The following is a 23,222-nucleotide window of genomic DNA, read 5'->3' as shown; positions in this document are numbered from 1 at the left end:
TAGCCATGACTGCAGCCGCACCTAACACCCACTCGACTCACCAGAAACTCCGCTTTGGCATAGAAGGCATGAGCTGCGCTTCCTGCGTCAGCCATATTGAAAAAGCCTTAAACGCCGTCGATGGCGTTGCCAGCGTTAGCGTTAATTTAGCCACCGAAACGGCGCAAATTACCTTAGCCAAAGCGGTGCCCAGCGAACAACTGAGCGCGGCAGTTGAAAATGCCGGCTACCATGTAAGTACTAGCACGGTTCGCCTTAACATTGACGGCATGAGCTGCGCCTCTTGCGTTGGCCGAATTGAAAAAGCCTTGCAGGCAACACCCGGTGTGCTTGCGGTGAGCGTAAATTTAGCAACAGAAATCGCCAATATTGAAATTGCTAAAGATGCCATTAGCAGCGCCGAATTAATCGCGGCCGTCAGCAATGCGGGTTACCAAGCATCGCTAGACACTGAGCACGCCAAGGTAAAATCAGATACACAAAACAGCGCCTCCAATAAAGAAGCCCGCGCCGTTATTATTGGCGCCATTTTATCGGCGCCCTTATTTTTGCCGATGGTTTTCAGCGTGTTTGGCAGTCAGTGGATGGCGCCGGGCTGGCTGCAATTTCTACTCGCGACACCGGTACAGTTTTGGCTGGGCGCGCGCTTTTACCGCGCTGGCTGGGCCGCGATTAAAGCCAAAACCGGCAATATGGATTTACTGGTCGCGCTCGGCACCAGCGCCGCGTACGGCCTGAGTGTGTTTGAATTAATGCGCCCGTATTTTGCGGAGCAGGCGCATGGCGGCGGCCATGCTAGCGGCCACTATTACTTTGAAGCCTCTGCGGTTGTTATTACCTTGGTGCTACTGGGTAAATGGTTAGAAGGCCGCGCCAAACGCCAAACCACAGCGGCCATTCAGGCCCTGCAATCCCTGCGCCCCGCCACCGCGCGAGTTCGTGGCGAGAATGGTGACAAGGAAGTGGCCGTCGAGAATATCCGCAGCGGCGATTTGGTTATTGTAAAACCCGGCGAGCAGATCCCCGTAGACGGCGTAATTAAAGAAGGTGCCAGTCACATCGACGAGTCTATGCTCACCGGCGAGAACCTGCCTGTTAGCAAAGACGTGGGTGATAAAGTCACCGGCGGCGCGATCAATGCCGACGGCGTCTTACTGATTGAAACCACCGCAATCGGCAGCGAATCAACCCTGTCGCGCATTATTCGCATGGTCGAAAATGCCCAAGCCGCCAAAGCGCCGATCCAACGTTTGGTAGATCAAGTCAGCGCGGTGTTTGTACCGGTAGTGTTAATTATTGCCCTCGCTACCTTGGTCACCTGGTGGATTTATAACGGCGATATTCAAGGCGCAATAATCAATGCGGTAGCGGTATTGGTTATCGCCTGCCCTTGCGCACTTGGTTTAGCCACGCCCACGGCGATCATGGCCGGTACTGGCGTGGCAGCAAAATACGGCATATTGATCAAAGACGCTGAAGCGCTTGAAATCGCCCACAAAACCACCACGGTGATTTTCGATAAAACCGGCACGTTAACAGTGGGCAAACCAAGCCTTACCGCCACCAAGGCTGTAAATGGCGATGAGCGCGAATTAATTCGCCTTGCGGCCGCCGTGCAATCCGGCAGCGACCATCCACTGGCAAAAGCGGTTATGGCGAGAGCCGAGGAACAAAATATCAGCGTTGACCAAGCCAGTAATGCCAAAGCCTTGGCCGGTCGCGGGGTGAGTGCCCATGTTAATGGGCAGCAACTAAGTCTGGGCAATACGCGCTTAATGAAAGAGCTGAATATTGATCTTGGCGATTTAGCACAAACCGCCGAAGACTTAGAAGCCCAAGGCAATACCCTGTCATGGTTGGCGGTTGAAGGTGCTAGTCCACAACTGATTGGTTTACTGGCCTTTGGCGACGAGATCAAAGCCTCCGCTGCCCAGGCCATCGCGCAACTGCGCGAGAAGGGAATAGAAACGATTATGCTCACCGGCGACAACCAAGGCAGCGCCAGCGCAGTTGCCAAAAAATTAGGCCTGAGTGATTTTATCGCCAATGTTTTGCCCGATGACAAGGCTAAGAAAGTCAGCCAACTGCGCAGCGAAGGCCGCGTTGTCGCCATGGTCGGCGACGGCATAAACGATGCCCCTGCCCTCGCCGCGGCCGATATTGGCATTGCCATGGCAACCGGTACAGACGTTGCTATGCACACCGCAGGTATTACCTTAATGCGCGGTGACCCAGCACTGGTGGCGGATGCGATTGCGATTTCCCAGCGCAGTTACCGTAAGATTAAACAAAACCTTTTTTGGGCCTTTATCTATAATGCTATCGGCATCCCGCTGGCCGCGTTTGGCTTATTAAGTCCCGTTATAGCCGGTGCGGCGATGGCCTTTAGCAGCGTGAGCGTGGTCAGCAATGCCCTACTATTGAAACGCTGGAGACCAGACAGCGTTAGCTCAAACAATGAGAAGGAAGGAGCCTGAGATGAATATTGGTGAAGCCGCCAAAGCCAGCGGCATATCGGCAAAAATGATCCGTCACTACGAGGGGATTGGTCTTATTGAGCAATCTCACCGCAGCCCTGCGGGCTACCGTATCTACTCAAAAAATGACCTGCATACGCTGAGTTTTGTAAAAAGCGCCCGCTCTTTAGGTTTCTCTTTAGACCAAATAAAGCAATTATTGTCGCTGTGGCAAGACCGCGAACGGGCCAGCAGCGATGTAAAAGCTCTCGCCGAACTTCATTTAAAAGAACTAGACGACAAAATTGCCGAGCTCAGCGCCATGCGCAATCTATTGCAGAGCTTAACTACCGAGTGCCATGGTGATGACCGTGCCGAGTGCCCCATACTTCAAGGTTTAGAGCAACCATGTGTTGGCGCTAGCACTAAAAAGACCTAGTATTAATGTTAGATCGCAAACATATCGAACTTGTCTTTAGAAAATGAGTCTTATTAATACGCGTAAACTGCTGACAAATTATGAAGAAGATTCTTAACATCCATGTGCTTAGCTTCTTGATATTGATTTATTTCAGTAAATCAGTGCTTGCTGCTGCGCCGATGTTAATGATGAACCACCCTACTACCAGTCTAACTAACCCCCAGGCAATCGCGTCAGCAGATGGCCACTGTCTCGGCACAAGTCACAGTGAACATAACGGTCAACACCTCGGCCCAGAACAGCATGTCGAAATGAGTCAGCATTCCGCGGCCCACGGTGCAGGTGCAGGCGCAGGCGAGATTCAATGTGAGGCCACATGCCAATGCTGCGTCGGCAGTTGCAGCACCTTCGCCCTGCTTTCCGCAGACAACGCGAATCAGGCTATTAATTCACGTGATGTAACATCAGATTTCGATCTCCAATTACTTCCCCAGCACGCTTCCTCACTATTTAAACCCCCCATTTTTAGCTAATCACAGGCAAGTTGTGCCTGTATTACTAGCCAACTTATTAGCGCGTCGCACATGTGGCGTTACGAATTAATTGTTTACTGACCCTGCTTAGTCGGCGTTATAAGGTTTGATTGGCAGGTTTAGATTTCAACTTATTTTGGAAGTTTTCGATGAAGCATACTACGCACATTTCATCACCAACCCTAAGTACATTGGCCACCACAAGCGTATCCCGGCGTCGGTTTGTGACCGGCGCGGCGAGCGCTGGTGCGCTTATTGGCTTAAGTGGCAGCCCCTTAAGCTGGGGCATAGAGAAAGCACCCACAGCAGTGGAGCAACAAACCTTAAGCGGCAAACATTTTGATTTGGATATTGGCTATCAGCCAGTCAACTTTACTGGTAAATCGAGAATAGCTACGGCTGTTAATGGCAGTGTGCCCGGCCCGATTTTACGGTGGCGGGAAGGCGACGACATCACCCTGCGAGTGCGCAACCACCTTGCCCACGACAGTTCCATTCACTGGCATGGCATGATTTTACCTGCGGAAATGGATGGTGTTCCGGGAATGAGTTTTGCTGGTATTAAGCCCGGTGAGTATTTTGACTATGCCTTTAACGTTCAGCAAAGCGGTACGTATTGGTATCACAGCCACTCTGGGTTTCAGGAGCAGACCGGCGTCTATGGCGCCATTGTGATCGAACCGAAAGGACCCGATCCAGTCGCTTACGACCGGGACTACGTGGTGCAGCTTTCTGACTGGTCAGATGAGGCGCCAGAAGCTATTTACGCCAAGCTGAAAAAACGCGGTGATTACTATAATTTTAACGAACGTACCGCCGGTGATTTATGGCGAGATATTAAAGAAAAAGGGCTAAGCCAAACATGGTCTGATCGCAGCATGTGGAATCAAATGCGCATGAGCGAACGAGATATCGCCGACGTAACTGCATACACCTACACCTACCTAATGAACGGCGCAACGCCAGACCAAGGTTGGACGGGACTCTTTAAGCGCGGCGAAAAAATTCGTTTGCGATTTATCAACAGCGCCGCCATGACGATATTCGATGTGCGTATTCCCGGCCTTAAAATGACCGTGGTCGCCGCCGATGGCCAAAACGTCGAGCCCTTTACCATTGATGAATTCCGGATCGGCGTGGCAGAGACCTACGACGTCATTGTTGAGCCCAGTGACGACAGTGCATATTGCGTATTTGCGCAAAGCATAGACCGCAGTGGCTTTACGCGTGGCACCCTCAGCGCCAACCCAGCCTTAAGTGCAGCCATTCCTAATATGGACCCCGCCCCGGTTCTAAGCCACCGCGACATGGGCATGGCGATGGCAGGTATGAGCCATGGCGACCAAAACATGGGGAGCATGGCGGGAATGGATCATAGCCAGCACGCTATGGGCAGCATGAAAGAAATGGATCACAGTGGCCATGATAGGAGCAATATGAAAGGCATGGATCACAGTCAACACGGTATGGCCGCCATGAGTATGGCGATGCCAGCGCCCTTGGGCAAAGCGGGGTTTGGCAGCAATAATGAAATCACCCATGTAAAAACTGAATTTGGCCCGCAGGTAGACGCCCGCGCCGACAGCCCGCAAAGCGGACTCGATGACCCCGGCATTGGTCTGCGCAACCACCAGCAGCTATATGGTCGTAAAGTGTTGCGCTATAGCCAACTCCGCAACTTGCATCCAACGGAAGACCGCCGCGAACCCAGTCGTGAGATTCAGCTACACCTTACCGGCAATATGCACCGCTATATGTGGTCGGTAAATGGGATCCCCTTTGCGGATGCCGAGCCGCTCGCACTGAGTTTTGGCGAGCGCGTGCGCATTACCCTAGTAAACGACTCTATGATGACCCACCCTATCCATTTACACGGTGTGTGGAGCGAACTAGAAACCGGCGACCCTGAATACATTCCCCGTAAGCACACAATTATGGTTCAACCCGGTTCAAAAATCAGTTACCTCGTGACGGCAGATGCAATGGGCCGCTGGGCCTATCACTGCCACCTGCTCTACCACATGCCCGGTATGATGCGCGAAGTGCGCATCAGCCATGACGGAGGTGCAGCATGAAAATGACTAAACACAGATTCACCGCGAGCATACTGTGCATGGCGGCAAACAATATCAGCCTTGCCCACGAGGCAGCCGACCCGCTTATTAGCATGGTGTCAATAAACCAACTGGAACAGCGTCTTAACCACGATGCCCAAAGCAACGATCGCGATATTAGCAACTGGAATGCCGAAGTATGGCTCGGTAAAAACCTCGACAAATTATGGCTAAAAACCGAAGGTGAATTTGTCGACGGCCAGCGCGAAGAATCTGAACTGCAAGTGCTTTACAGTCGCGCAATAGCCCCCTACTGGGACCTTCAAACCGGGTGGCGCGGCGACTTTAATCCAGAGCAAAACCAGCACTGGTTTGCCGTTGGCTTACAGGGCTTAGCACCCTATTTCTTTGAAATAGACAGCGCGCTATTTTTTGGCAAAGGCGGCCAAACTGCATTGCGCATCGATGCCGAATACGAGCTCATGTTTACCCAGAAACTGATCCTTAGTCCCGAGCTAGAAACCACCCTTTATAGCCGCAATGCGCCAAAGTATGAGCAAGGCAGCGGCCTGGCTAAAATCGATGCAGGATTGCGCCTACGCTACGAAATTCGCCGCGAATTTGCGCCCTATATTGGCATTAATTGGTCAAAAAAATACGGCAATACTGCGGACCTTAGCAGAGCCGACGGCGGCGATATCGAAGCACTGCAATGGGTAGCCGGTATTCGCGCTTGGTTCTAATCACTATTTATCCGAGCCGCTGGCAATGCCAGCGGCTTGCGAGGCAAACACTATGACAAGATTAGTAATTAAGAATTGGCTATACCCCGCCCTCCTAATAATATTCGGCAGTGTTAGCCCGAGCTTTGCAGGCAGCGGCCACCAATCCTCTGCGGGCAAGGCAGATTGCGGCACACTCAAAACCTTACTCGACAATGGTGTCGCACCGCAGGATATTGCTAAAGACGCATTAGTCATGCAGGCAATGATGAGTAAATGTGCATCTCACTTCAAACCTAGCGTTGATCCCACTGCTCACGACAGCCCGAGTCAACAGGGCCAAACTCCGGTTGCCCCTAAAGCTCAGACTGAAAGTGAGCCGGTAAAGAGCCACGACGATAGCCACGCTCATCAGCACTAGGCCTGCAAAAAAAAGGAACACCAAATGAAAATGCTAAAATCATTATTTGCCTTGGCAATGTTTGCTCTGATAGTTATTGCCGCAACAATATATGCAGGTGTCTACCCATTTGGGGCTGATACGCCCCACCATAAACTCACCTATTGGTTGCTGGACACCGCGCGGGATCGCTCGGTCACCGTAGCGTCTAAAGACATCACCGTTCCTGACTTACAACAAGTCGATTTGTTGATTAACGGCGCTACTGACTACAATGAAATGTGCTCTGCCTGCCACTTACAACCCGGACAGCAAAGCAGTGAGATGAGTCTTGGGCTTTATCCTGCCCCACCCAATCTCAGTACGCAGAACAGTGGAAAGATAACTAAGGAGAACCTGGCCAAACGACAATTTTGGACGATAAAACACGGTATAAAAGCATCTGGCATGCCCGCGTGGGGAACAACTCATAGTGACGATCGGATATGGGCAATGGTGGCTTTTTTACAAAAACTGCCGGACATGACCGCCCTGCAATACCAAGTTTTAAGCCAGACTGATTCCAAGCAAGAAAATGGCCACGAAAATCATTAACGTATAGGGATCATATCACGCCTTACTCGCAGCTGGCCCACGTACAAACTTTTGAAGCATTGCAGGCAGCAGTGTTAAATCTGCGATTAGCGCGATGATAATCGCCAAGCCAGTCAATAAGCCAAATAGCACGCCGGGCACAAAATCGGAAAATACCAATAGCCCAAAGCCAAGCGCAATAATGAGCGACGTATAAATTAAGGCATAGCCTACACTGCGGTGACTGCGGGCAACCGCCTCCTCTGGCGTGTGCGTGGCAAGTTCCTGCAGGTAGCGATGGGTGTAGTGGATGGTGTCATCTACCGCTATCCCCATCGCGATGGCGGCAATTGTCATGGTCATGAAATCGAGTGGAATACCCGCCCAGCCCATAACGCCTAACACCGCAATCGCCGAAATAATATTGGGGACAATGGCGATCAAGGCGATGCGAATCGACCTAAATATTACGCAAAAGGCAATGCCAAGAGCGAGAAACACCGCGCCTAAACTAAGAATCTGGGAGGTAAATAGCTGATCTAACATTGCTTGATATAGTACAAACAGGCCGCTGAGCTTGTAGTCTTCTGGCGCGACGCCCTGAGCCTGAATCTGCTTGTGGATGTCGGCAAGTAACACACCGCGATCAAGGTTCTCGGTACTGTCTTTAATTCGGGCGCTAATACGCAGCTGCGCCGGCGGCTCAATAAAATAGCTACTGAGCAAGTCTTCGCGCACGTTTTTATCAAGCGTCCAATAAATGGCGGTGAGTTCGTATTCTGTTAGTGGTTTATTGTTGTTTAGCTGCTTTGCGAGTTGGGTGAAATTCACCACCGACAGTGTAGTACCCATGGCCTCAAACTCGGCCAGTGATTTTTGAATACTGTGGGCAGTCTGAACGTCCCCTGCCCTTAGCAATAAATTTTTGTCTGGATTCGCTGTTTTTGGCGGCGTATAGACAATGTCTAGCTGAGTTGAACCGCCAAATTCCTTGTCGATAAAGCTCAGTTCTTTGTGAACATCGGTATCGCTAGCAAAATAATTGATAAAGCTGTTTTCGACATTTAAGCGCAATGAGCCAAAGACACTGACGGCAAAAAAGGCAATGCTAAACACCATAATCAGGGTGCTGCGCTTGGTGCAAAACCCTTGCGCGGTTTGCATAACGCCGCTAAAAATACTGCTCGATTCTGTGACGTGTTCCCGAGGGAATAGCAGCAATAATGCGGGAAATAGTAGCAGCGTACAGACAATAGTCACCACCATGGCAATGATCATCATTAAGCCAAAGGTACTCACCGGCTCTATATTGCTGAGTAGCAAGGATGCAAAGCCCAAGGAGGTGGTAAAACCAGCAAAAAAACATGGCGCAATTTTTTCTTTGAGTGTTTGCAAGACAAGTTCTTTTTGGGAGGCCTCTGCTGCCTTTTCTGCTTCCTCGCGATATTGAACAATTAAGTGAATAACAATGGCGAGGCTTAATATTAGCTGTAGAGAAATGAAATTAGATGAAATAACCGTGGCTTTTAAACCCAAAAGCCCAAAGGCACCAACCGTAATAAATAGATTACTCGCGCAGCACGCCACCGTAATCAAAATCCAGCTGAAGCGGCGAAATATGGCATAAATTAAGATGCAAATCGCAAGGCCAATCGCGCCGCCAAACACTTTTAGGTCGTTCTGAATAATATTAATGAGCTGGTAGCCCAGAACATGCACGCCGCCGAGGTAAAGGTCGGCGTCATTCCGGTATTGTTTGATGATCTCACGGAGTTGCTCTACTTCTTTGTTGCGGCTGTCACGCAATGCATTTTCCAAGGGGGCAGCCTGTTGCTTTAGGCTCTTTAGCTTGGCTTTATCTGCTTTGCTTAAAGGGCCTTCGAGTCGCTTTTCCTGAATGGCAAGAATATCAGCATTGAGCTTTTGTAGCGTTAAATCTGGTTTAAACAGAACTTGAATGCCGCTGGCGGTTTGTTCGTGATTCACCAGCAGTCCGTCATAAATGGGGTGGTCGTTAAACAATGCCTTGAGTTCACGCTCGCTAAGATTAAGCTTATTTTGAGTGAATTCGCTTGGGTCTAAATTGGCATTGAGGGCCTCTCCTGCCTTGCTCAGTAAGGGTACGTTCATTACCGAGCGCACCGCTTTTACGCGCTCTAGCGCTGAGACTTCGCGACTAATACGGCTGATATTTTCTAAACTTTGTGCAGAAAAAACGCCTCCGGCTTTGGGCTTATAAGCAATGATCAGAAACTCTTCTGGCGAAAATTGCTGATTGATTTTTTGACTGTGAATATAGTCGCGATTGTCTTCAGAAATTAGCGTGTCGGCAGAGGCATTAATTTCAAAACTCTGGCTATGCCAAGCAAAAAAGCCAACGAGCAAGGTAAACGCCAACAAAATCAGCTTATAACGGGCAAACAACGACGCAAGCATTGACGGTTTCCTTGTTTATTTATTGTCGGGCTTATTGTTGTCAGCAGACGGTTGATATTGCTGGTCACGCAAGATGCCTTGTAAATACATGTTTCTGAAAAACAAATAGGGGTCGTCACTTTTGGCGCGCAGCGTCTCGTAACTTTCGGCTTGGGGCGCAAATGCCTGTAACTTATCGCCCGCCATAATATAACTGGAGTCGGGCTGTTCAGTGATATAGGGGATGGGGTTGAGGAAATAATCTGCCACTATTCCGGTGCCGCTTCGCAGGTCCGCTGGGCCAACAAAAGGTAATACTAAGAACGTGCCGTAGCCGCTGCCGTAATGTGCCAGGGTGTCAGAAAATCCAGTTTCGTTCTTAGGCAAGGAAAACCACGCCGCCGCTGGGTCAAAAATGCCCGCGATACCAATGGTGGTATTAATCAGGAAACGTGCCGTGCTACTCCCCGCTTTACGCGGCTGCCATTGCAGCAAGTGATTAACAATATGAATGGGCGCTTTGATATTGGCGAATACGTTGCTAATACCCGTTTCAACGGGGTCCGGGGTAATGTAGCGGTAACCTTTGGCAATGGGGATCAAGGCGTAGCGGTAACTCACGTCATTGAACGCAAATATCGCGCGATTAAAGCCCATCAAAGGGTCGTTATAGTCGCTTTCGTCGTAACTTACTACGGTGATTTCGTCGTCATTTAAGGCTTGCGGGGCGGTCGCTTCACTGGCGTAAAGTGCTTGGCTACTGCTTATTACGCCATAGAAAATCAGCATAACAAGCAGACTTGCTAGTCGTTCCCGTGCAGATTGCCCAAGAACTCGGCTTGCGCTATGCAAGGGAGGATTATCGAAAAATAGCATCCATTCACCACACCTTAATTTTTATTTCTGCTGATACAAACCTATTCAGCGCCAAAATTTAGAAGGCAGTGTTGCTTAATCGTTCCCTTTTGCGATGGGTAGTTGTTGGCAGTGATGCCAATGCTTAAAACTACTTGTGTCCCCAGCGAGCTGGCGTGCCCCGCACGTCCACATGCACGAAAGGCCCATGCGCCGAATTTTTATCGTAAAGACCTACCCCGCCCATTAACTCCGGATGCTTACTGTGGCTTACCAATTTGTCGGCGATGGCATAGAGGTATTCAGCGTCCTTAATGTTCACCGCGCCGTCGTGGTTAATATCATCCATATAATCGTTAACCGGATTTACATCGATAAAAATATCGGCAGCGCCGCCGTAGATATGTCGGCTATTGGTAACATTGCCAATAGCCTTATTGTAGTACGGGGTGCGATAGCCGCTCATGACCACAAAACTGTCAGTGCGAATACCCTTGGCGTTGACGGTTCTTAGGAGCAGCTCTAACTTCTCTAGCAAGCCGGTGTGCAAAAGTAAATACTTGGGGTAGCCGCCCTGCTGCTTACACAAGAATTGGCCGAGTTTAAAATGGGGTGAAACAAATAAATTTTCTAGCTCTGGCGTGACCTCAATAAAACCTTTAGGTGGCTGATAGGTTTCAAGCCCTTTTAATGCACTGGGGTAGCTGCCAATCTGGTAGCCATTCAGCTTGCCGTTAACAATCTGATTTGCTGGCCGCAAGACAAACATTTGAAGTGCGATTTGGGCCTTGTCTTTATTGCGCACAAGGCGAATGGGGTAATAGCCCGGTTTCGCGGGCGCGGTCCAAGCAAGATGTCCCGCCGCACTGAGTTTTAAATTTTGGCCGCCTAAACTGGCCGAGTACTCACCCAGTTTTTGCTGTGTAAATTGAATGCTGACCGTTTTACCCGGCATAACAGTCCGCATATTGGTGCTTGCGCGCAGTGGCTTTCTGTCAACCATGACGCTGAATGACGCCAAGCCGGGATCAAATGCAGGGCTGTCTTTTGCCTGCAATAAGGGCGCGCAAACGCTAGTAACAGCGATTGCAATTAACAGTAAGACATGGCGTTTTACACTAAGACGATTTATGAACATTTAGTGCTCAATACGAATTAAGGGTTTATTTAATGCTTGCCACAATGGCTGGTCACGCTCGTAGATATCATTTCGGAAATTTAGAACACCTTGGCGGTCTACCCACGCCGTCCAATATTCAATATGGATGGGCAGCGGTGTTTTTAAACTCACCGTTTCTGTTACGCCTTTGGCGATAGACGCCGCAATTCTTTCCTTATCCCAGCCTTGATCGCGCAATAGAAATTCGGCCAGTTCTAGGGGGTCTGACACCCGTATACAGCCTGAACTAAACGCCCGCTCGGCCTTTTTAAACAGCTCCCGCGACGGCGTGTCATGCAGATACACATCATGCGGATTGGGAAACATAAATTTCACTTGGCCAAGTGCATTTTGCGGGCCCGGCCCCTGCACTAAGCGGAACGGAAAATTACGCGTGGTAATTTCGTTCCAGTGAATCGTATAGGGGTCTATCGCCACGGCTGAGTCACCGCGAAATACCCGGATGCCTAGTCGATTTAAGTAGCCAGGGTCTTTTTGAATATCCGGTAGTTTGTCTTGAACGGCCAATTTATACGGCACCGTCCACGTTGGGTTTAACACCAAATAGCGGATTTTATTGCTAAATACCGGCGTCTTGCGGTAATTGCGGCCAACCACCACGGGTTTAACAAACACAGTTTCGTTGTTGTCGATGATTTTAAGCTCAAACGCTGCGATGTTAACAAGCAAGTGCTTGTCGCCCAGATCTGCCGCCAGCCAACGCCAGCGTTCCATATTGACAATAATCTGTTTGGCGCGTTCCTCGGGCGAAATATTTATTGCTTTAATGGTTTCGCGGCCAATGATGCCGTCAGCTTCTAAGCCATGGCGGCGCTGAAACACTTTTACCGCCTCCGCCAAGGCCGGGGTATACATTAGCGGAGACTCATCGTCCGCCGGGCCGTCGCTCTCGAGCCCGGGACCACTGTGCAGATCCCCCCATACTTTTAGCCGCTCGGTGATGGCGGGAATACGATTGTCGCTAGTGTTGGGTTTAAGCACTGGCGCCTCGGCGAGCGGACGCTGCCAGGCTAGATTAGATAGCGCGCTGACTTTAGCAAGGGCGATTTTCAAACGGTAATAGCGGCTTTGCTTGGGACGAAGACTATCTAATGCTGTAGCAACATCGCCGCTATCCGCTACCCGTTGTAGTAGCGCTGGCAAATTACTGTGACGCCGATTTGCCTCCCACTCAGTACTTATTAAGGCGAGGGGATCGACCTTCCCTGCCTGCAAATGGCTGGCAAGACTCAGAAAAGCATCACTGAGTAAAATGTCAAATGCCGCGACATCCTGAGTAGGTGCATCCGTGTTCAGTAGCGTTTGAATTTTGGCACTGTGGTAATCCAGCGGCAACAGCCCTTCTTTTGTTATGCCCGCAATACTCGAAACCAGCACCCGCCCTTGGGCAGACAAGGTGTTAGCGGTAAACCAAGCGAATTCAAATTGGCGGTTGATATAAAAACTATTAATAATGTCTTTGTTGAGAACCGTCTCGTTTAACGCCACCGCGGGGTAACCACTTGACCAGTTTTCAATAGTCTGACGGATTTGATCGTTGGCCACGCTAATATTAGTGAACAGAAAACCACTAAGTAGCAGGATGCATATTTGAATGTGTTTCATAAAGTGCAATTGTCTCGAATGAGTTGCCGTCGTGCCCCGCTTAGTCAGCGTCGTGATTAAATTCAACCACAGGGCTTGCCGGTGTTAATTTAGCGGTATGAAGCGCCGCTTGGGCGGCGTTCAATAGCTCTTCTGCATTGCGAAACTCACAGCCTAGACCATGGGTAGCCACGCCGATACACAGTTTAATACCAATATCTGTAACGCCGCCGAGTGGCCCTTTTTTGCTGGGCTGACTCAGTGATTTAACGGCGTCGTACATACGCTGACAAACCATTTTTGCTTGGTCTACCGTGGTTCCCGCAAGAATGATAAGAAACTGCTCATCGCGATAGCGGCTGAGAACGTCGCCAGAGCGCACCGTCCCTTCTAATACTTGCGCCATCTCGCTAATAATGGCGTCTGGATCGGCAAGTCGTTTGTGTATCTCCTTTAAATTCACAACTTCGATGAGCGCAAAACTAATATTTCGATCCGTTCGCACCGCGATATCGAAGGCATCGGGAATATAGCCATCGGCAAACCTGCGCGAAAAGGCTTTTGTGGTTTTGTCGTAGCGCTCTTCTTTGCTTAATTTAGCCCCCCCACCGTGTTCCGCCTTGTGATGGCTGCGTTGCAAGCTTGCAATATTCATTGCTGCCAGGGTGGCATTCGCCTCCTCCAGTAGCTTGGATTGGCTGCTACTTTCGGTGAGTTTAAGCTCGAACAAGGCTTCCATTTCAGGGATTTTTTCGTGCATCCGTGCAATCAGGGTGTCGATTTTTGCGGTGTTAAATTCCAGTATGCGCTGACACTGGATAACTAATTGAGTTCTCGCGTCACTGGTTTCGCCAAAAATAATATAGTCGGCTACCACGCCAGATAAGGCGACGCAGCGAACAAATAGCCCGTCGCGGTCGCCAATGGCAAAAACGCCCGGTCGATGGCTGTTTGCTATTGCCAACGTTGTGCGGTCGGCGAGGCCCCAATGCTTGCTCAGCCATGCCCCCGCCTCAGCGTGGTCACCGCCCATGCGCTCAAGCTCGTATTCTCGGACCCGCTGATGAAATATCTGGTCGCTTTGTAGAGAGCCGTAAAAGTCATCTTGAATGCGGTCGATAGCAATCATGCCAATATCTTGCAATAGCCCCGCTAAAAACAGCTCCTCTAGCCCTCGCTCTCCCGCCAACCGTCCCAATTCAAGTGCGGCGCTGGCCGCCAACAGGGAGCGCCGCCAAAATAGGGGGTAATGCAGGCCAGAACCCCGGGGTTCTGTAATCGAGGATTTTAATGAAAAGCTTAAAGCGAGATTAACGGTGGTATTTAAACCCAGTAGTACGATGGCTCGACGCAGGTTTTCGATCCTGTGTTCGTTTCCGTATAAAGGTGAGTTAGCGTATTGCAGGGTCTTGGCGGCCAGTGCCGGATCGCTAGCGACAAGGTCAGCGATATTCTGCATATCGATCTCACCCTGCTGAGCAAGCGTAACGATACGCGTCACTACCCGGGGAATAGAAGGCAGGCGAGCGGTGTTTTCAATAAAAGGGCTTAAATCTATCGCCACAATCCCGTCCACATTTAGAATTTACATAAAATACCGGTATATGTAATCGCCGCCCGAAACTTGTTGATATACCACCAAGGTATAGTCAGCGCAGTTTTGCTATTAGTTCTTTTCAAATACTGTGGCTACTTGACGGCTAAACATTACTGCTTGGCCATTCGGCCCCCAAATCGTCGCATTATTATGAAAATAACCATTCCCTGCAGCGACGCATCGATAATCACAATACCACCAATCCGATGCATCGGCAGTGGGTAAGTCACAGGGAAACTCCAAATACCAACTCAGCGAGCTGCCTATACCCGGCGGTTTTATCATATTCAATCCAGGCATAGGTGGCGCATCAGCCAAAGCAATCAAGGAGCTTATATCAATGTCTTGAGGCCGGGGAAAGCGTAGCCAGATACCAAAATCGGCTGAGTCGGCGCCGCTAAACGGCATTTCGCCGTATTCCATTCGCATATCGAAATGTTGGGTAAAAGCCGGTGTAAGGCCCTCAATATAGGGTAGCCGCGCCAATAATTCAGGGTCACCTACCGCAGGCATCTCGGGGCCTGCGAGCTTGATGTCTGACGAGCGGTCCTTGCCATAAGCCGCACTAGCACTCAGCGCTACCTCGTCGCCACATATCAATTCGCCCTGCAAATGGCTTACAGAACCGCCAACCCGTAATTCGCGAAGCTGGATTTCATGTTTACCTGCCGGAACCGGTCCAACAAAAAGCACTGACAAGGCACGTAAGCGGCGATCTGCCGCGACCTGCTTATTCATCGCCGCAACGACCAGCGCAGCACTCAGACCACCAAAGGCGGTTCTACCTTGCAGCCAAGTATCGTCGACGTTAACACTGTAACGATTTTTGTCTGTGGTGCTAGCAACGCTGCTCATCAGCGTTTGAAAATCACTCATTACTGCTCCTGTCAGGGGATATGCTAAAACCAGTACCGGAGGCTAAGCCTCCGGTTTTAATGCTGACCTCACGCAGGCCACTGGTAATCTTTATAGGTTTCACGGATATCTTTTTTGCTGAGTTTGCCAGTTGCGGTATGCGGAAGTGACTCAACAAATAAGCAGTCTTCCGGAATCCACCATTTGGCGACTTTACCGTCGAACCAGGCCAGCATCTCCTCGCGACTTAGGCTTTCGCCGTCTTGTAATATCACTAATAGAAGCGGGCGCTCGCTCCATGTTGGGTGCGGCATACCGACAACGGCAGCCTCGGCAACCTTAGGATGGTTTACCGCGCAATTTTCCAGCTCAATCGAGCTTATCCACTCGCCGCCTGACTTAATTACGTCTTTAACGCGGTCGGTGATTTTCATGTAGCCGTATTCGTCTATGCTCGCCACATCGCCAGTTTCAAACCAACCATCGGCGTCGAGGGTTTGGCCGTCGTAGCGATAGTATTCCGCAATAATCCATGGCCCACGGACTTTTACAGCCCCGGCACTCTCGCCATCCCAGGGCAGCTCGTTGTTTTCGGCGTCGACAATTTTCATTTCAACACCAAATACTGGACGACCTTGTTTCAGGCGCATTTTGTCGTATTGCTCTGGCGGCAATTCCGCAACAGCTGGTGCGACATTGCCGTTAAAGGTTCCCAGGGGGTTCATTTCAGTCATTCCCCAGCCCTGCTGAACATCTACACCATGTTTGCGGCGAAAATCATCAAAGATGGTGTACGGGCAGGCCGCCCCGCCGACGGTTAAGCGATTAAGACTTTCGACTGTTTTGCCGGTTTTTTCAAGATAGTTGAGCAGCGCCAACCACACCGTAGGAACGCCGGCCGATACCGTGACTTTTTCTTCGTTAATTAACTCACAAAGGGTCTCGCCGTCGCCCATTTTCGGCCCAGGCATGACCAGCTTGGCACCGGTCATTGGCGCGCTGTACACCATCCCCCAACCGTTCACATGGAACATGGGCACTATTGGCAAGGCCACATCTTTAATCGACAAGCCGAAAACGTCCGGCGCAATACTGGCATAGCAATGGAGTAAGGTTGAGCGATGGGTATACATAACGCCTTTAGGGTTACCCGTTGTGCCCGAGGTATAGCACAGTGCCGACGGCGTATTTTCGTCGAGTTCGGGCCAATTGAATTCGTCACTTTCTGCCGCCAGTAGCTCGTCGTAGCAATGGGCATTGCGCAGGCTGGTTTCCGGCATATGCGCGGCATCAGTTAACACCACAAAGCCTTTTACGTCAGGCATTGTGTGCTGTAATTTTTCCAGTAAGGGGACAATTGTGAGGTCTACAAATATCCACTGATCTCGTCCGTGATTAACAATGTATTCTATTTGCTCGGGGAATAAACGCGGGTTAATGGTGTGGCAAATCATGCCGCTACAAGATACCCCGTAGTAAATTTCTAAGTGCCGATAGTCGTTCCAAGCAAAGGTAGCAATTGTATCGCCCGGCTTAAGACCGAGGCTAACCAGTGCATTGGCGAGTTGCCTTGCCCGTGCAAATGCCTCTCGATAAGTGCAGCGATGACGAGGATTGTCTGCGGTAACAGACACTATTTCTACCCCGCCATTCACGCGTTCTGCATGTTTCATTAACGATGTGATGGTGAGCTGGGTGTTCATCATGGCATTTGTCATTATTATTACTCTCCTAAAAGCGTGCAGCGATTGCCGCTACTATAAAGTGTCGTGAATTAGCTGCCGAATAAAACGCTTACACTTATCAATATTAAGTGCTGAAAGCGCTAGCTCAAGCATTAGGTCTGCGCTGTTGCCTGCATATTGATGCAAGAATACAGCGCAGTTGCCACCAGCCCAAAACCTCCCATGGGTGTCTAGGCCCGGCACATATTTACTGATATGAGACTTTAACTAAACCAATTAACTTATTGTAAATATAATGATTTTTAAAGGAATATAACAGCACTCTGGGCAGTTTATAGCGCGCTCAGGGTGTGCTCATATTGGCTTCGCTCCAAAATGCCTTCATCGCGACAACCTTGGTTTCGTCATTGAAACTAAACTGATCGATGATTTCCATACGCACTTCGCCGTTACCTGGATTTAGCTCAACCACAAAGGGAAAAACCGCATGATTAGCGGCCAAACGCACCGCGCCGTCAAGCCGCGCAGAAATTCCGGAACTAAACCCCACTTCATAGAATCGAAGGATGGCAGCTTTACCGATAATCAGCTCGCTACCAACGGGGTCTTCAATTGTGGCATCGTCTGTAAACAAGTCATCGATGGCGGCTATATCATGGGTCGATAGCGCTTTTATATACCGCTCTACTGCTGCAATTTTGGGGTTTTTACTCACTTCAACTAGCTCCAACAGGTTCATTAGTAGACCTTTTTAGTGTAACGCGGTATATCGATAAGGAATATGTCATTTTTTATTAATAGACCTCCGGATGTCGCTCAGCGCTGCAATCAGTGCCGCAGCGGTGTAAGATACTTAAGATCACTAGGCTTTTAGATGCGGTATTTAATGGTTAATAAAAGATTCACCCGCAGTTACTGCGTTGTAGTTGCCCTTTTCCTTCAATTGAGCGCTGCTTGGGTTTCGGCCGAAGCGATAAAGCCACTCGCGCCGGAATCAAGTCATGCCACCGCTATTCGCGACATGGTTAAGCAGCTCGACACCCGCCACTACGTAAAACTGGCGTTAAATGATGACTTGTCTGCTCATCTGCTCGACTCATTTTTAGATGACCTAGATCCAAATCGCCAGTTTTTGTTGCAAAGTGATATCAACGAATTCCAAAAATACCGAACGAGCTTAGACAACGAGCTTAAAAAGGCGCAACTTGATGCGGGCTTCGCGATTTTTAATCGTTACCGCCAGCGCATGATCGACCGTCTCCAAAGCGCGCTAGACACCCTGCCAGAAACCATTAAGGCCATGGACTTCGAGGTGGATGAAGACATTCAACTTGACCGCGCCAAAGAGGCTTGGCCAAAAGACAGTGCCGCCGCCGATGAAATTTGGCGTAAACAAATCAAAAATCGGGTGCTGGGTCTCCAGCTTGCTGGCAAAGACCAAGCGGGCATAATCGACTTGCTCAGCAAGCGCTTTAAAAACCAAATAAAGCGCATGAGCCAGCTTGAGTCAGAAGATGCATTTCAGCTTTATGCTAATGCTTTTGCGTCACTCTACGACCCACACACCGACTATTTCTCTCCGCGTCTATCGGAAAACTTCCAGATCAATATGAGCCTGAAGCTCGAAGGTATTGGCGCCGTATTACAAATGGAAGACGACTACACCAAAGTCGTTCGCTTAGTGCCTGCAGGCCCCGCTGATAAGCAGGGGCAATTGCAGCCCGCCGATAAAATCATTGGTGTCGCGCAAGGCAAAAACGGTGAAATGCAGGATGTCATCGGCTGGCGCTTAGACGACGTCGTCGACCTTATTCGTGGCGCCGCTGGCTCCTTTGTACGCCTGGATGTCATTCCTGCGGTCGCGCAAAGCGAAGAGGCCCGCCGGGAAATCATAATTGAACGCAATGAAGTCAAACTCGAAGACCAAAGCGCCAAGGGCGAATTGATCGAGTTTAAAGATAGCCACGGTGTTACACATCACGTCGGCGTGATTGATGTACCCACTTTCTATTTGGATTTTGAGGCCTACCGTTTAGGCGATACGGAATTCCGCAGCACTACCCGCGATGTTCACCGCATTCTTGGCGAATTGCTCAGTCAGGGCGCCGAAGGCATTGTGATTGATCTGCGCGATAATGGCGGCGGCTCTCTTGCAGAAGCGAACGGCATGGTCGGCTTGTTCATTGAATCTGGCCCAACCGTACAAATTCGTCAGTCTAATTCACGGGTCATTCGTGAAGGTAAACGCCGCAGCTCAGCCTACTATTCAGGGCCGCTGGCGGTATTAATCAACCGGATGAGTGCCTCTGCGTCAGAAATTTTTGCTGGTGCCATTCAGGATTATCAGCGCGGTATCGTCATTGGCACTCAGTCTTTTGGTAAAGGCACAGTGCAGTCGGTTAACCCCCTGAGTCATGGCCAACTCAAACTCACGGAGTCAAAATTCTATCGGGTTTCAGGTGACAGCACTCAGAATCGCGGCGTCATTCCCGATATCGCCTTTCCCCCGCTGTACGATCAGGACAAAATTGGCGAGAGCATCCTCGACAACGCCCTGAGCTGGGATCGCATTGAGCGCGCTAATCACCGCTACTACTTCGACCTAAAAGCCGGTCTGCAAACCCTGCAGCGCAAACACGATAAGCGTATTGCAAAAGACCCTGACTTCTTGTTTTTGCAGGAGCAAATCGCGGTTATTGAAAAAATGCGCAGTAAAACGCATTTGTCGCTGAATATCGATAAGCGCCGCAGTGAACGTGACGAGCAGAAAGCCCTGCAACTGGCGATGGAAAATCGTCGCCGGGTCGCCAAAGGTGAAGAACCATTAAAAGCCTTAGAAGAAGACAAAACCGACGATGAGGGCATCGCACTCAATGGGGAGACCCCGGCGGACGATACTAACGACAAAGATAAGAAGAAAGAGCCTGATCCGCTGCTGATTGAAGCCAGCCATATTCTGGTAGATGCCATTCCTTACTTTCTACCAGAGCGTCTGGCTAAACAGCCCTAGTTTGAGAATCCCTAGCGGCAAGATTTGCCGCTAGGGATCTGATACGCAGAACGCTATCGACTCGCCTCGCGCATGGTAACAAACTCTTCCGCTACCGTTGGGTGAATGCCAATTGTAGAATCAAAATCAGCCTTGGTGGCACCTGCTTTAATCGCTACCGCTAAGCCCTGAATAATTTCACCCGCTTCGTCGCCCAGCATATGAGCACCAACGACCTTATCGCTCGCTTTATCGACTATTAGCTTTAATAAGGTCTTCGCTTTATTGCCGCTTAGCGTGTGTTTGAGGTGAGTGAAGCGCGAGGTAAATACCGCAATGTCGGTAAATTTGTCTCTTGCCTCTTCTTCGCTATAGCCAACGGTGGCCAAGTTGGGCTGCGAGAAAATCGCGGTAGGAATAAAATTGTAATCAACGAGTTTAGATTCCCCTTTGTATAGGCGTTTTGCAAGGTTCATCCCTTCTGCTAGGGCCACCGGTGTCAACTCCATGCCACCAGTGACATCGCCTACGGCATAGACCGACGGCTCGCTCGTTTGAAAGGTTTCATCAACGGCGATATAGCCCTTGTCGTTGAGTCTTACACCGGTATTCTCCAACCCTAAGCCTTCCAGCAATGGCTTGCGGCCGGTGGCGTAAAGCACTTGATCGGTAAGCATGCTCTCGCCATTTTCTAAGCTCAGGCGATAGCGATCGCCCTCCTTTTCAATCGCGGTAACATTTTCATTGAAACGCAGCTTCACACCTTTGTTGCGCATTTCTTCGGCAAGCTGCTCTCGCATCTCCATATCAAAGCCACGCAGAAACAAATCTCGGCGGTAGATTTGATCTACCTCTACGCCTAAGCCGTGAAGAATACCGGCAAACTCCGTGGCGATATAACCGCCGCCGACAACGACAGCATGCTTCGGCAAGGTGTCGAGATAAAACACTTCATTTGAGCTAATGGCAAATTCCCGGCCTGGAATATCCGGAATAAAGGGCCAGCCGCCTACCGCGATTAAAATGCGCTTTGCGGTGTATTTCTTGCCGTCTACACTAAGCGTGTGAGCGTCGACAAAACTGGCATGACCATTGAGCAGCTCAACTCCTGCATTACTCAGCAAGTTGCCGTATATACCGTTTAAACGCTCAATTTCGCGGGTTTTATTGTCCCGCAGGGTCGGCCAATCAATCGGTTCGACCGCACTACTCCAGCCAAAGCCCTTAGCATCGTTAAAGTCTTCGCGGTAATGGGCCGCATAGCTAAACAGTTTTTTAGGGACGCAACCCACATTCACGCAGGTGCCACCCAAATAGCGGGACTCGGCAATGGCAACCTTGGCGCCAAAACCGGCCGACATCCGCGCGGCTCTCACGCCGCCGGAACCGGCGCCGATCACAAATAAATCGTAGTCGTACTCAGTGTCAAAACCTTGCTGCGTCATTGCGCCTCCATAGACGGGTGTTATCGGAGATGAGAGTCGATTGCCGCGGCGATGTTACACCGAGGCATTGGCGAGGTCGTAATGTTCGTACCAGGCAAGCTTTTCACGGAGTTTCACCACTTCACCAACGATGATGAGGGTTGGTGCTTGCACAGGCTCCTCAGCGAGGCGCTCAACCATGGTCGCCAAGGTTGCCACCACAACCTTTTGCTGGGGCGTTGTGCCCTGCTGAATAACCGCGATTGGCGTGTCACCACCGCGACCGTGGGCAATCAGCTGCGCGCAAATACTCGGCAAGCCCACCAAGCCCATATAAAACACCACGGTTTGCGTCGGGTGTACTAGCTCCGCCCACGGCAAATTCAAACTGTGGTCTTTTAAATGGCCGGTAACAAAACGCACCGACTGCGCGTAATCACGGTGCGTAAGTGGTATACCGGAATAACTCGCACAGCCAGAGGCGGCAGTAATCCCCGGAACTACCTGAAAAGGAATTTTTTCCTCTGCAAGCTCTTCTATTTCTTCGCCGCCACGGCCAAAAATAAACGGGTCGCCGCCCTTCAGGCGCGCAACCTTCTTACCTTCTTTGGCGTATTTGACCAGTAGCTTGTTTATATCTTGCTGGGGAACGGCGTGATCGGCTCGCGCTTTACCCACATATACTCGCTCAGCGTCTTTGCGGCACATATCAACGATGGCCGGCGCAACCAAGCGGTCATAGAGCACCACATCTGCCCGTTGCAACAGGCGCAGCGCTTTAAAAGTCATTAAATCGGGATCACCGGGACCCGCGCCTATTAAATACACTTCACCGCCCGCCGAGACTGTAGCCTTATCAATGGCCTTGCTGAGCATGTCTGCGGCAACCTTGTCCTTGCCCGCAAACACCATTTCGGCGATTGGCCCCTGAAGCGTTTGCTCCCAAAAATGCCGACGCTCTTCAATGTCGTCAAAACGGGCCTTAACGGCATCGCGGAAATTGCCCACGAGCTGCGCTAAACGGCCAAAGGACGCCGGAATACTCGCCTCTAGGCGTGACCGCATCATCCTTGCTAATACTGGGCTCTTGCCACCACTGCTCACCGCAATCACCAGTGGTGAGCGATCAATAATCGCGGGCAATATTACACTGCAAAGTTCAGGATTATCGACCACATTCACCGGAATCTGGCGAGCGTGACAGGCCTCTGAGACCTGCTTGTTTAAGGCCTCGTCATCCGTTGCGGCGATAACAAGAAACACCTCATCCAAAAGGTGGTCAGCGTAATCGCCGCGAATACATTCGCCACCGGAGTTCATGCACAGGGTCGACAGCTCCGGCAAAATCTCATGGGCAACAAGCCGTATTTTCGCACCGGCTTTGCACAGTAATCGCGCTTTGCGGAGCGCTACTTGCCCTCCACCCACCAATAAGCAGGGCTTGTTACGCAGATCGGTGAACAGCGGCAAAAATTCCAT

Annotated in this window: 18 protein-coding genes; 8 read left to right on the top strand and 10 right to left on the bottom strand. The window is 50.4% G+C overall.

Annotation, left to right across the window (positions count from 1 at the left end; all coding sequences use genetic code 11):
* Positions 1-5: 5 nt before the first annotated feature.
* The 7 genes from AZF00_RS08460 (at position 6) to AZF00_RS08430 (ending at position 7,180) form a co-directional block, all read left to right on the top strand.
* Entirely contained in the window at positions 6-2,477 is a 2,472-nt protein-coding gene (locus tag AZF00_RS08460) for a heavy metal translocating P-type ATPase (RefSeq protein ID WP_008247893.1), read from the top strand.
* 1 nt (position 2,478) lies between these two features.
* Positions 2,479-2,895, top strand: a complete 417-nt coding sequence (cueR, locus tag AZF00_RS08455) for a Cu(I)-responsive transcriptional regulator (protein WP_008247891.1) — start codon at positions 2,479-2,481, stop codon at positions 2,893-2,895.
* An 80-nt stretch (positions 2,896-2,975) separates the two neighbouring features.
* On the top strand, positions 2,976-3,410 hold the full coding sequence (locus AZF00_RS08450) for a hypothetical protein (protein WP_040802701.1): 435 nt from the start codon (positions 2,976-2,978) through the stop codon (positions 3,408-3,410).
* A gap of 149 nt (positions 3,411-3,559) precedes the next feature.
* Complete coding sequence (locus AZF00_RS08445; RefSeq protein ID WP_050985169.1) at positions 3,560-5,485, top strand: copper resistance system multicopper oxidase; 1,926 nt, start codon at positions 3,560-3,562, stop codon at positions 5,483-5,485.
* Positions 5,486-5,487: 2 nt separating this feature from the next.
* Entirely contained in the window at positions 5,488-6,207 is a 720-nt protein-coding gene (locus AZF00_RS08440) for a copper resistance protein B (RefSeq protein ID WP_231856195.1), read from the top strand.
* Between the two features lie 52 nt (positions 6,208-6,259).
* The gene (locus tag AZF00_RS08435) at positions 6,260-6,607 is read left to right on the top strand and encodes a hypothetical protein (protein WP_008247887.1); all 348 of its coding nucleotides are present in this window, start codon (positions 6,260-6,262) and stop codon (positions 6,605-6,607) included.
* A gap of 24 nt (positions 6,608-6,631) precedes the next feature.
* Positions 6,632-7,180: a c-type cytochrome gene (locus AZF00_RS08430; RefSeq protein ID WP_008247886.1), complete on the top strand. Its 549-nt coding sequence runs from the start codon at positions 6,632-6,634 to the stop codon at positions 7,178-7,180.
* 15 nt (positions 7,181-7,195) lie between these two features.
* Here AZF00_RS08430 and AZF00_RS08425 read toward each other — a convergent pair whose 3' ends face one another.
* The 8 genes from AZF00_RS08425 to AZF00_RS08390 form a co-directional block, all read right to left on the bottom strand.
* The gene (locus tag AZF00_RS08425) at positions 7,196-9,595 is read right to left on the bottom strand and encodes an efflux RND transporter permease subunit (protein WP_008247885.1); all 2,400 of its coding nucleotides are present in this window, start codon (positions 9,593-9,595) and stop codon (positions 7,196-7,198) included.
* 15 nt (positions 9,596-9,610) lie between these two features.
* Positions 9,611-10,363, bottom strand: a complete 753-nt coding sequence (locus AZF00_RS08420) for an MlaA family lipoprotein (protein ID WP_008247880.1) — start codon at positions 10,361-10,363, stop codon at positions 9,611-9,613.
* Between the two features lie 217 nt (positions 10,364-10,580).
* Positions 10,581-11,567, bottom strand: a complete 987-nt coding sequence (locus tag AZF00_RS08415) for a D-Ala-D-Ala carboxypeptidase family metallohydrolase (protein WP_008247879.1) — start codon at positions 11,565-11,567, stop codon at positions 10,581-10,583.
* Positions 11,568-13,214, bottom strand: a complete 1,647-nt coding sequence (locus tag AZF00_RS08410; protein WP_008247878.1) for a L,D-transpeptidase family protein — start codon at positions 13,212-13,214, stop codon at positions 11,568-11,570.
* 40 nt (positions 13,215-13,254) lie between these two features.
* On the bottom strand, positions 13,255-14,757 hold the full coding sequence (locus AZF00_RS08405) for a GGDEF domain-containing protein (protein ID WP_008247867.1): 1,503 nt from the start codon (positions 14,755-14,757) through the stop codon (positions 13,255-13,257).
* A 102-nt stretch (positions 14,758-14,859) separates the two neighbouring features.
* Entirely contained in the window at positions 14,860-15,666 is an 807-nt protein-coding gene (locus AZF00_RS08400; RefSeq protein WP_008247866.1) for an acyl-CoA thioesterase, read from the bottom strand.
* 68 nt (positions 15,667-15,734) lie between these two features.
* On the bottom strand, positions 15,735-17,363 hold the full coding sequence (locus AZF00_RS08395; RefSeq protein WP_008247862.1) for a long-chain-fatty-acid--CoA ligase: 1,629 nt from the start codon (positions 17,361-17,363) through the stop codon (positions 15,735-15,737).
* Positions 17,364-17,673: 310 nt separating this feature from the next.
* Positions 17,674-18,069 carry a nuclear transport factor 2 family protein gene (locus AZF00_RS08390; RefSeq protein WP_008247861.1) on the bottom strand — a complete coding sequence of 132 codons (396 nt, stop codon included), beginning with the start codon at positions 18,067-18,069 and terminating at the stop codon, positions 17,674-17,676.
* A gap of 147 nt (positions 18,070-18,216) precedes the next feature.
* Between AZF00_RS08390 and AZF00_RS08385 the strand changes: the two genes are divergently transcribed.
* Positions 18,217-20,340: a carboxy terminal-processing peptidase gene (locus tag AZF00_RS08385; protein WP_143829334.1), complete on the top strand. Its 2,124-nt coding sequence runs from the start codon at positions 18,217-18,219 to the stop codon at positions 20,338-20,340.
* A gap of 53 nt (positions 20,341-20,393) precedes the next feature.
* On the opposite strand, the gene gorA is transcribed toward AZF00_RS08385, so the two are convergent.
* Positions 20,394-21,764, bottom strand: coding sequence for a glutathione-disulfide reductase (gorA, locus tag AZF00_RS08380; RefSeq protein ID WP_008247852.1), 1,371 nt, complete (start codon positions 21,762-21,764; stop codon positions 20,394-20,396).
* Positions 21,765-21,818: 54 nt separating this feature from the next.
* Positions 21,819-23,222, bottom strand: coding sequence for a siroheme synthase CysG (cysG, locus tag AZF00_RS08375; RefSeq protein ID WP_008247851.1), 1,404 nt, complete (start codon positions 23,220-23,222; stop codon positions 21,819-21,821).

Source organism: Zhongshania aliphaticivorans, assembly GCF_001586255.1.
Lineage (GTDB): Bacteria > Pseudomonadota > Gammaproteobacteria > Pseudomonadales > Spongiibacteraceae > Spongiibacter > Spongiibacter aliphaticivorans.
Note: the sequence above shows the minus strand (reverse complement) of the source record. Positions and strands in the feature narration are given on the sequence as shown.